Below are 9116 nucleotides of genomic sequence, written 5' to 3'. Positions count from 1 at the left end.
TCGTGCCGGCCATGGTGCGGGGCATCAGGCGTTTTGTGGGATCCGGTCATGGCAGGCTCCGCAAGATAATGACGGGCGCCGTACGGCGCCTTGTCGTCACCTTAGCCGCGCCACGTGCAGGCGACGTTGACCAGACTCAACCCGGCTTCTGGCGCCGCGCGGTCCAGGGCGGCTCCACGGCATACCGCGATCAAACATCCGCATTTTCCAAGGTGGCATAGCGCGCGGCACCCAGCAGGCCGATGCGCGGCTCGGTGATTGCATAAATCGGCACCTGCCTCACTACTGCTTCCATGCGGCCCTTGTCGCGGACGGCATCCAGGAACACGCTGCCGCCAAACAGCGACAGATTCTTTTGCACCACGCCGCCGGCCAGGTACAGCCCTCCGAACGGCAGACAGGTCAGGGTCAGATTGCCGATAGCTGCGCCACATACGGTGGCGAACAGGGTCATGGCCTCGGCGGCCAGTGCATCCCCGGCCACAGCGCGTGCGGCAACGGTATCCGGACTGACCGCGTCGCCGCCGAGGAATTCGTAGTGCAGCGCCAGGCCCGATCCGGACACCAGGCGCTCGCACGACACGCGCCCCCCGCCCAGACGCTGGCGCACGAACTCCCGTAGCTGTACCTGGCGGGCGTCCTGAGGGGCAAAATCCACATGACCGGCTTCGCTAGGAAACACACGCCCAGACCCCGCCGCTGGCGCAACCAGGGCCATGCCCAGCCCGGTACCGATGCCCAGGACCGCACGCAGGCTACCCGCTTGCACCTGGCCAGCCTGCAGCTCGACCAGGTCGCTGGGTGCGAGCAGGTCCAGACCGTAGCCGACAGCGGCGAGGTCGTTGATCAGGTGTAGCCGCGCGATGCCAAGCGTTTGCGCCAGCCGCCGACTGTCTAGCTGCCAAGGCAAATTGGTGATGCGCGCCTGGGTGCCGCCGCCCGGTGCCGGCTGCACGGGTCCGGCCACCGCGAGGCAGGCGGCAACCGGTGCGCACGCGCCGGCCAGGAATTCGCGCACCATGTCGGCCAGGTCGGCATAGGCGGCGCTATCGAAGCGTTTCTCGGCCAGCACCTGCGCTTGGCCGTCACGCCAGCGAGCGCGCAACAGCAAGGTTTTGGTGCCGCCGATATCGCCGGCCAGCAGTTCCATGGACGTTTACCCCGATCAAGCCTGGTCCGACCAGTTTGCCACCCGTGGCAAACATCGCGCGCCGATCAGCGGTCGAAAACGCCCTGTTCGATCAGCTCGTACCAGGCCAGCAGATCCTGGTTTCCGTGGCCCTTGGCCACCGCCTGCGCGTACAGGCTCTGTATCAAACTACCGACGGGCAGTGTGACGCCGGCCCGCTCGGCCAGTTCGCGCACCAGGGTAATGTCCTTGCAACTCATGGTCAGGCCGTCTGTGCTGTGGTCGAAAGGCACGCGACCGTCGAACTTGGGCTTGACCAGCACATCCATGACGCGCGTCGGGGCCAGGCAGGTGTCCATGACCTCCAGCAGGCGTTGTGGCTCGATGCCGACGGCCCGACCGAGCGCCACCGACTCCATGACCCCGGACAGGGTGGAGACCAGGATCAGGTTCTGGCACAACTTGGCGGTCTGACCGCTGCCGACCGGCCCCAGATGAAAGATATTGCGACCCATCAGGGCCAACATCGGCCGCACGCGCTCGAACACGGCCGCCTCGCCGCCCACCATGATGCTGAGCGTGGCGGCCTGTGCGCCGGAACCGGCGCCGCTCAGTGGCGCGTCCAGAAAACCGATATCACGCGCTGCCGTGATCTGCGCCAGCTCGCCGGCCAGCTGCGGGCTGATAGTGCTGCAATCGACGATGGCACCGCCTGGCTGCATGGTGCCCAACAGCGCCTCCACCGTGGCGCGGACTACTTTCTGGCTGGGCAGGCAAGTGAAAACAATCTGCGCCTCGCGCCCAACCGCGACCGCATCGGCGCAGGCCGTGAGTCCCTGCGCAACCGCCGCGCCAAGCGTCGACGCCACCGGGTCGTAGCCCAGCACCCGATATCCGGCGCGCGCCAGGTGGCCGGACATGGGCAGGCCCATGGTGCCCAGCCCGACGAAACCGAGCGCCGTATCCATCGGCTCAGCCCTTCTTGCCGGGCCTGGCCGGCTTGGCCTTGGCTTTAATCGGTCCGGCCTTGGCCGGCTTCGCCTTCACGGCCTTGACCGTGCCTGCAGCGGGCTTGGCCGACCCGGCCTTGGCCGCGGCAGCCTTGCGCGCGGCCGCGCTTTCAGTCAGAGCTTCCTTCATCGCAAAGTAGGCATTGGCAGCCGCCGGAAAGCCGGCATAGACGCCGACATGGCCGATGATCTCCACGATTTCCTGCTGCGACAGGCCCACTTTCAAGCCGCTTCGGATGTGCACCTTAAGCTGTGGCAGGGCGTTGCCCATCGCCGCCAGAGCAGCAATAGTGGTGATCTCGCGATCACGCAGGGCCAGCTGCTTGGTGCGCGCATAGGTGTCGCCGAAGGCGTAGGCAATGGTCGCCTTGGCGTAGTCGGGCGCCAGTTCGTTCAGCACGCTGACCACCGCATCGGCGGCGTCCTTGTCCTCGATGGCGCGCAGCATTTGCAGCGCCTTTTGCATGCGCGGATCAGTCTTTGCCATGGTGTCTCCCCTCCAGTTGGTCAGATTTGGTTGAAATCGATCGGCAAATCGAGATGATCATTCAGCAAGGTGATCTTCTTGCGCGCGATACGCCAGCGCCCGTCGTCCAGCACCAGCGTGTGCTCGTAGAAACCGAACAAGTGAACCGTTACCCGCCGGTGGTAGGTGCTGGTCTGCCAGTGGCTGCTGACCTGCATCTGTGTGGCGTCCAGCGCCGTCACGTGCAGGTTGCTGATGACGTGACAGGTGCGCGGTAAGGGTGTGACGAACGGCGTCAGGCCCGATTCGACGCGAAACACGCGGTCGCCAAGAGCCGCCCGGCCGCTGAGGTAGAAAAACGATACGTAGCGGTCCGGGTCGTCACCGAGCTGTTCCTCGTCCACCCAGGCCGGACACCAGAACTCGCAGTCGTCGGTGAACATGTCCAGCCAGTCCTGCCACTGCCAGCGGTCCAGGCAGTCGGCCTCCCGAAAAATCACCGCCGAAGCGACAAGGTGTTGTTCAGGGCTGACCATCAGTCTGGCGCCCGGGCCGCCAGCTCGCGCCGCTGCCCCTCTTTCATCAGCCGCAGCCACTGCCGGTAGTTGGCGTGGAACAGCGTCTCGTCGGACATGTTCAGCGGCCCCTCGCTGCAGGTTTCCGGCTCAATGCCCAGCTCGCGCGCGTAGTCGTTGGCGCCGCGTACCATCCGCCCCATTCCCCGGCCGTGGCCTTGCAGCCACTCGACCGCCCGCGCCTGCATACCTTCCTGGCAGTTGCGGTAGGCGCCGAAGTCGTCCGGCGTACCGGTGGAGCTGATGTTGAAGAAATCCTCGTACTGACGCAGACGCTGGCGGCGCGCCTCCGGCGGCTCGCCGACCGGCACCCACAGATAGATTTCCATTTCGGTCAGGTTGGTGGCCAGCGGGCGCAGCACGCGAAACTGGCCAATGACGGCGTTGTCCGTGCACTGCACGTTCGGGAAAATGGTCAGGTTACGGCCGTACTGCAGCAGCCACTTGGCTCGCCCGGCACCCAGACGCTCGGCGAGCTGTTCGCGCTGCGGCCACAGCGGTCGGAATTCCGGCGCCGGGTTTTCGGTGAAGAACAGCGCATGGCCGTTTTTCAGGCCAAAGCTGCCGGTCTTCAGGTTGATGCCGAACATGGCCTCAATGTCCGGCCCCTTGTAGGCCGCACCGGCGCGCGCAATGCGCCGACGGGTGATCTCGATGAAGCCCTTGTGGGCGATGTTCAGGTGGTAGCCGTCCAGGCAATTCTCGACCTGCATCTTCCAGTTGCCCGGGAAGGTATAGCTGGCGTTGCCGCGCACCAGTTCCATGCCGCCCGGCGCCTGTTCGACCAGCAAGTCGATGAACACCCGGGCGTCACCCAGGTGCTGCTCCAGCGGCACCACGTCGGCGTTCAGACTGGCGAAGATCCAGCCGCGGTACTCGGCCAGTTTCGGTACCGCTTGCAGATCGTGGCTATGCGCCTCGAAGGCCGGCGTGTAGGCGGCGTCGGCGTGGTCCTTGATCGACACGCAGCGGCCGTTGGTATCGAAGGTCCAGCCGTGATAGGTGCAGCTGTGGAACTTGCGGTTGCCGGAGCGGTTCAGACACACCAGCGAGCCCTTGTGGGTGCAGGTGTTCAGGAAGGCCTTCAGTTCACTGGCGGCATTGCGCGTGACCAGCACCGGCTGGCGGCCAATGTGGGTACTGAAAAAATCATGCGGCTTTGGCAGCTGCGAGGCATGACACAGGAACACCCAGTTCGACTCGAAGATGTACTTCATCTCCAGATCGAACAGGAACTCGTCGCGAAAGATGTCTCGGTGGACGGCGAATTGGCCCTCGTCGATGCGGTCGTCCAGATAACGATCGAAGTCGACAAGGCCTGCGTCCGGCAGTGGCCGTTGCGCAGGTCGGTTCATATTCTGTCAGCCCCAGCGTGTGTGTACCGCGTTGCGTCGTCCTGTTCGCCACGGTGACAGCAATACCACAGACGACGCCCCAGCTTACGTCGCAACGAAAGGGCCCACATCCGATGCACAGTCTACAACCAGCAGGTACGACGGCAGCAAGCCCTCGCACCCGCCCACCGCGACCGAGCGCCGAAGTTATTGCTTCAGCGTCCCCTGACGGCGCTCGCCGGTGCGGCGCTCAGAGCGATCGCCACTGCCTGGGTTATAGGCTTGGCTTGTCTACCGTTCCGGCTTTAACGGGCCTTGGCCCTGACAGCCGGCTTGGCTTTTACAGCCTTGACAGTGGACTTGCCTTTGGCAACCGGCTTGGCCTTGGCGGCGGCTTTAGCTTTAACCACCGGCTTGGCCTTGGCAGTTGCTTTGGATTTTGCCACCGGCTTGGCTTTGACCGCTTTAACCTTGGCTTTCGCTGGTTTTGCCTTGGCAACTGCTTTGGCCTTGACCGGTTTCGTCGCGACCTTGACCTTGACCGCGGGCTTGGCTTTCGCCTTGGCAACTGGTTTTGTCTTGGCCACAGTTTTGGCTTTAACAACGGATTTGGCTTTGACCGCTTTCGCTGCTGCTGGCTTTGCCTTGGCAACCGCTTTGCCTTTGACCGTTGTGGCTTTGGCGGCCGGCTTTGCTTTTGCTGGCTTGGCCTTGGCGACGGGCTTGGCCTTGACCACTACCTTCCCGGTAACGATCGACGCGGTTTTACCCGCGACAGCGGCTTTGGAGCGGACATTCACTAATCCATCATGTGCAGAATTATCGTTACTAGCGCACAGCATCGGTAACGCTTTCTGTCTATTCAGATCGGTCTTTGCCATGGTTTCCCTCTCGCTGGTTGGTTGAACGACGACGCCCATCCTGGGCGTGTTCGCACGGCTAGGCCAAACCGGATTCTCGCGTCACCGGCTTGCGGCGGACGGTCCTTCGCCCGCTAAAAAAATAAGACTGGCGTAACCGATCGACATTATCGGCAAAACCAAACGATCACTGAATGCAGTAGCCTTCCGGCATTGCGCGCGCAGTCGCGTGCCCGCCGCGGATGCGGCGATAACGTGGGCATGGAACACGAATGTTTCCGGCCGCACGAGTCGTCGAGGCGGGTGTTCAGAAAAGATTTGAATTCGCCGCGGACATTGTGCGACACCTGCCTTAGTGGGCGACCGAGGTGCGTAACGTAAAAATCATCCGGCTACGCAACTGGCAAGACAGGGCACGGGAGCACGCAGTTCGGCTCGCGGATAAAATGCGTTGTCAGGATTGTCGCGCCGCATGTCGTGGCGAATAAAAAGGGGCTGGTCGATCTGATCGCCAACCTTGCGCTCGGAATCCATCGGCTCTGCGGCTGCGAGCCATCCATCGACCGATCGGTTCATTCGCCTCCGGACCAGCATGCGCGCATCAACACACTCCTGCTCGGCACACAGCGCGACACTGTTTTGTCGTGATCGCTACAAATTAGACCCACGAGTCGGGCGCGATGCTAACACGCTCAAATACGCTATGGCGTGCAATCGCCGGACAAACAAAAAAAAGCGTCACGACGCTCTGCCGCGAGGTATCTTTCGTGCGCCTAAATATGCAGGTAGTCCACTGCATTGCCACGCAGGATGGCATCCCGCTCGGCGACCGGTAAATCCAGTCCAATGATGCGCTTGCCCGGCGCGCGCTCGCGGATAACAAACGGGTAATCCGACCCCACCAGCAGGCGATCGGCGCCGTACAGGCTGATCAAATAGCGCAGCGCCAGGTCGTCGTACACAAGAGTGTCGTAGTACATGCGCCGGGCGTACTCCACCGGTGGGCGCGGCAGGAACGCATCGTCGGCGCGAGTCGTTTCCCAACCCGACTGCAAGCGCGGCAGCACCAGGCCGAAACTGCCGCCACCGTGGCTGAAACCGATGCGCAAGTCCGGGAATTGCTCCAGCAGACCGCCGGTGATCATGGAAGCGACCGCGAAGGCGTTTTCGTTCGGAAACGCGATCAGCGCCTGCAACAGCGGGGGGCCGATGACCCGATCCGCCCCGGCTGGGTGCAGCGCGTGCACGAATACCGCAAGCTCGTTCTCCACCGCCGCCGCAAAAAACGGCGCGTGGTCGGGGTGCCCGATCGGCTTGCCGTTGATGTTGCTGCCGACCTCGACGCCGACCAGGCCGTAGTCGCGGCGCAGCGTCTGCATCTGCTTGGCGGCCAGCTCCGGATCCTGCAGCGGCACCATACCGAGGCCGGCGAAATGCAGCGGGTCGGCCGCCACCATGGCGGCGATGGTGGCATTGACGTGGCTCCCCATCGCCAACGCATCATCGGCATCGAACCAGTACGACAAAAGTTCCGGCATGGGAGAAAGAACCTGCTTCTGCACGCCTTCCGCGTCCATGTCCTCAAGCCGGCGGGCGATATCCCAGCTGTGATCGCTTACGGTACGAAACGGCTTGTCGCCGATCATCACCGTTCTGTGTCCGGGATGATCACAAGCCTGCATCTGTGGCCAGCGACCAGAACCAGCGGCGCCAACATAGGCCGGGAAACTCGCTGGCACGATATGGGTGTGGATGTCGATGGCCATGGCAGCTCCGCGGGTGATCTCGTCGAATGGGCTAGGGTACGACGTCAGCTGCCGGTTACAAAAAAAGGCGCACTCCGATCACCGGATGCGGCTTTTACAGACCAGCATCGGCAAAGACTTACTTGAAGCCCGGCAGCACTTGGGTCGCGAACAACTCCTGGGTTCGCCGATGCTGCTCCAGGGTAATGCCACCCTGTGGACCCCGGGGTAGTGCCTGGATGGCGAACTCGTCGAGTTCTTCCCGACCCAGAAAATCCGCAACACGGGCAGCAATCTGCGCTGGCGTACCGACCCACAACATGTCTTGCCCGATGATGTCGTCGTAAGTCAGGTTGAGCATCTGGTTCATGGCCTCGCTGGCGTAAAACCCATAGCCTGAAGCCAACAGCCGGTCCCGATCGCCCTTCTGATCCACGCTCAGGATCGGCTTGGCGATCTGGTGATAGAAGTACGGTCCGGCCAGGCGCGCCTGGGCATGTGCCTCGTCTTCGGTAGGCGCGATGTGGACCGGCTGAATGTAGCTGACCACCGGCTTGGTGCCGAACTTGGCGCAGGCCTGGCGATACTCCGCCATCGGCTTGGCGAAGATCGGGTACGGCGCTGGACCGCCGACGGAAATACCCCAGCCGCGCTCGGCCGCCACGTGGAACGACCGGCCACTGGTGCCGGTCAGATAGACCGGCATTGGATTTTGCACCGGTCGCGGAAACACGCTGACGTCGTCCAGCGTATACATCATGCCGTGGTGCGAGAAGCTGTCCTGGGTCAGTGCCTTGATCAGGATGTCCTGCGCCTCCTCGTAGCGAGGCTGGCTTTCCTCGTATGGAATGCCAGCCATCTTGTATAGCCATGCGTGACCACGACCGAATCCCAGATCCAACCGTCCGCCTGTCAGTACGTCAGCGGTGGCGATTTCGCCCGCCAGTACAGTTGGATTGTGCAGCGGCAGGGTGTGGCACAGGGTACGCATGCGGATGGTCTTGGTGCGCTGCGCAGCAGCCGAGAACAACGCCAGCGGATTCGAGGACTGCCCGAAGGTCGGGAAGAAGTGGTGCTCGATGGCCATATACACGTCGTAACCGAGCCGATCGCACTGCTCGATGTGCCCCATCACGTCCCACACACTGTCAGAGGTGCTCACCCCGGGCATGCAGTTCATCTCCGTGTACACGCCGAACTTCAGTCCCTTGTTCGCCATGAATTGTGTCTCCTGTGTTGTAGTGACGATTCTGTTGCGGGATCGCTGACGGGCAGTATGCCGCTTGACGCTATTCCCGTCAGGCGGCGCGGCGGGCGCGCAGATGTTGCACGGCAAGCGGTAACACCGACGCCACCACGATGCCCACCGCAATCAAGGTGAGATTGTTCTTGACCAGCGGCAATTGGCCAAACACCAGCCCGGCGGTCATGAACAGCCCCACCCAGACGGCGGCACCGAAAACATTGAAGACGATGAAGCGCCGGTAGTGCATGGTCCCCACGCCGGCCACGAACGGCGCGAATGTACGCACGATGGGCACGAAGCGCGCAAGCACGATGGTCTTGCCGCCGTGGCGCTCGAAAAATGCCCGGGTACGCCGCAGGTGCTCCTGTCGCAACCAGCGCGAATCCGGACGCGAATAGATCCTGGGGCCAACATAGTTGCCGATGGCGTAATTGACGCTGTCGCCCACCACAGCGGCCAGAAACAGCACCAGCGCCGCCAGCGAAAAATCAATCATCCCGCCAGCCGCCAGGGCGCCAACCACGAACAGCAGCGAATCGCCGGGCAGAAATGGCGTTACCACCAGGCCGGTTTCGCAAAACACCACCACAGCCAGCAAGCCATACACCCACACACCATACCGGAGCGTGAAATCGGCGAGGTGGGTGTCGAGATGCAAGGCCAGGTCAAGCAGGCTGTGCAGCAATTCCATGCGTGGCTAAGTCAGGGGCCAAGGGAGGCGCCAGTATAGGCGGGTGACCCGGCTGGATGA

At 62.9% G+C, this 9116-nt stretch carries 9 protein-coding genes and 1 pseudogene; all 10 read right to left on the bottom strand.

Features of this window, described 5'->3' with window-relative positions; all coding sequences use genetic code 11:
* Positions 1-190 precede the first annotated feature (190 nt).
* The 10 genes and pseudogenes from glk to ABZF37_RS04265 all read right to left on the bottom strand — a co-directional run bounded on the left by glk (position 191) and on the right by ABZF37_RS04265 (position 9056).
* A complete protein-coding gene (glk, locus tag ABZF37_RS04310; RefSeq protein WP_372717138.1) occupies positions 191-1150 on the bottom strand; it encodes a glucokinase in 960 nt (319 codons plus the stop codon).
* Positions 1151-1215: 65 nt separating this feature from the next.
* Complete coding sequence (locus ABZF37_RS04305; protein ID WP_372717136.1) at positions 1216-2097, bottom strand: NAD(P)-dependent oxidoreductase; 882 nt, start codon at positions 2095-2097, stop codon at positions 1216-1218.
* Between the two features lie 163 nt (positions 2098-2260).
* Positions 2261-2626: pseudogene (locus ABZF37_RS04300) on the bottom strand (carboxymuconolactone decarboxylase family protein); the annotation flags it as partial.
* A gap of 20 nt (positions 2627-2646) precedes the next feature.
* The gene (locus ABZF37_RS04295; RefSeq protein WP_372717134.1) at positions 2647-3141 is read right to left on the bottom strand and encodes an aromatic-ring-hydroxylating dioxygenase subunit beta; all 495 of its coding nucleotides are present in this window, start codon (positions 3139-3141) and stop codon (positions 2647-2649) included.
* Complete coding sequence (locus ABZF37_RS04290) at positions 3141-4535, bottom strand: Rieske 2Fe-2S domain-containing protein (RefSeq protein WP_372717132.1); 1395 nt, start codon at positions 4533-4535, stop codon at positions 3141-3143. Before ABZF37_RS04290 ends, ABZF37_RS04295 begins: the two co-directional genes overlap by 1 nt.
* Positions 4536-4819: 284 nt before the next feature.
* Entirely contained in the window at positions 4820-5395 is a 576-nt protein-coding gene (locus ABZF37_RS04285; protein ID WP_372717130.1) for a hypothetical protein, read from the bottom strand.
* A gap of 363 nt (positions 5396-5758) precedes the next feature.
* A complete protein-coding gene (locus ABZF37_RS04280) occupies positions 5759-5950 on the bottom strand; it encodes a hypothetical protein (protein ID WP_372717128.1) in 192 nt (63 codons plus the stop codon).
* 197 nt (positions 5951-6147) lie between these two features.
* Positions 6148-7140 carry an amidohydrolase family protein gene (locus ABZF37_RS04275; RefSeq protein WP_372717126.1) on the bottom strand — a complete coding sequence of 331 codons (993 nt, stop codon included), beginning with the start codon at positions 7138-7140 and terminating at the stop codon, positions 6148-6150.
* Between the two features lie 118 nt (positions 7141-7258).
* The gene (locus ABZF37_RS04270; RefSeq protein ID WP_372717124.1) at positions 7259-8338 is read right to left on the bottom strand and encodes an LLM class flavin-dependent oxidoreductase; all 1080 of its coding nucleotides are present in this window, start codon (positions 8336-8338) and stop codon (positions 7259-7261) included.
* Between the two features lie 79 nt (positions 8339-8417).
* Positions 8418-9056, bottom strand: coding sequence for a DedA family protein (locus ABZF37_RS04265; RefSeq protein ID WP_372717122.1), 639 nt, complete (start codon positions 9054-9056; stop codon positions 8418-8420).
* Between the last annotated feature and the right edge of the window lie 60 nt (positions 9057-9116).

The sequence above is a fragment of the Immundisolibacter sp. genome (genome assembly GCF_041601295.1).
GTDB lineage: Bacteria > Pseudomonadota > Gammaproteobacteria > Immundisolibacterales > Immundisolibacteraceae > Immundisolibacter.
This window is presented reverse-complemented; position numbering and strand designations above follow the sequence as displayed.

Bases quoted from the DNA above. Each gene is read 5' to 3' on its own strand.
- glk (WP_372717138.1), bottom strand. From the start codon at position 1,150: ATGGAACTGCTGGCCGGCGATATCGGCGGCACCAAAACCTTGCTGTTG.
- ABZF37_RS04305 (WP_372717136.1), bottom strand. From the start codon at position 2,097: ATGGATACGGCGCTCGGTTTCGTCGGGCTGGGCACCATGGGCCTGCCC.
- ABZF37_RS04295 (WP_372717134.1), bottom strand. From the start codon at position 3,141: ATGGTCAGCCCTGAACAACACCTTGTCGCTTCGGCGGTGATTTTTCGG.
- ABZF37_RS04290 (WP_372717132.1), bottom strand. From the start codon at position 4,535: ATGAACCGACCTGCGCAACGGCCACTGCCGGACGCAGGCCTTGTCGAC.
- ABZF37_RS04285 (WP_372717130.1), bottom strand. From the start codon at position 5,395: ATGGCAAAGACCGATCTGAATAGACAGAAAGCGTTACCGATGCTGTGC.
- ABZF37_RS04280 (WP_372717128.1), bottom strand. From the start codon at position 5,950: ATGAACCGATCGGTCGATGGATGGCTCGCAGCCGCAGAGCCGATGGAT.
- ABZF37_RS04275 (WP_372717126.1), bottom strand. From the start codon at position 7,140: ATGGCCATCGACATCCACACCCATATCGTGCCAGCGAGTTTCCCGGCC.
- ABZF37_RS04270 (WP_372717124.1), bottom strand. From the start codon at position 8,338: ATGGCGAACAAGGGACTGAAGTTCGGCGTGTACACGGAGATGAACTGC.
- ABZF37_RS04265 (WP_372717122.1), bottom strand. From the start codon at position 9,056: ATGGAATTGCTGCACAGCCTGCTTGACCTGGCCTTGCATCTCGACACC.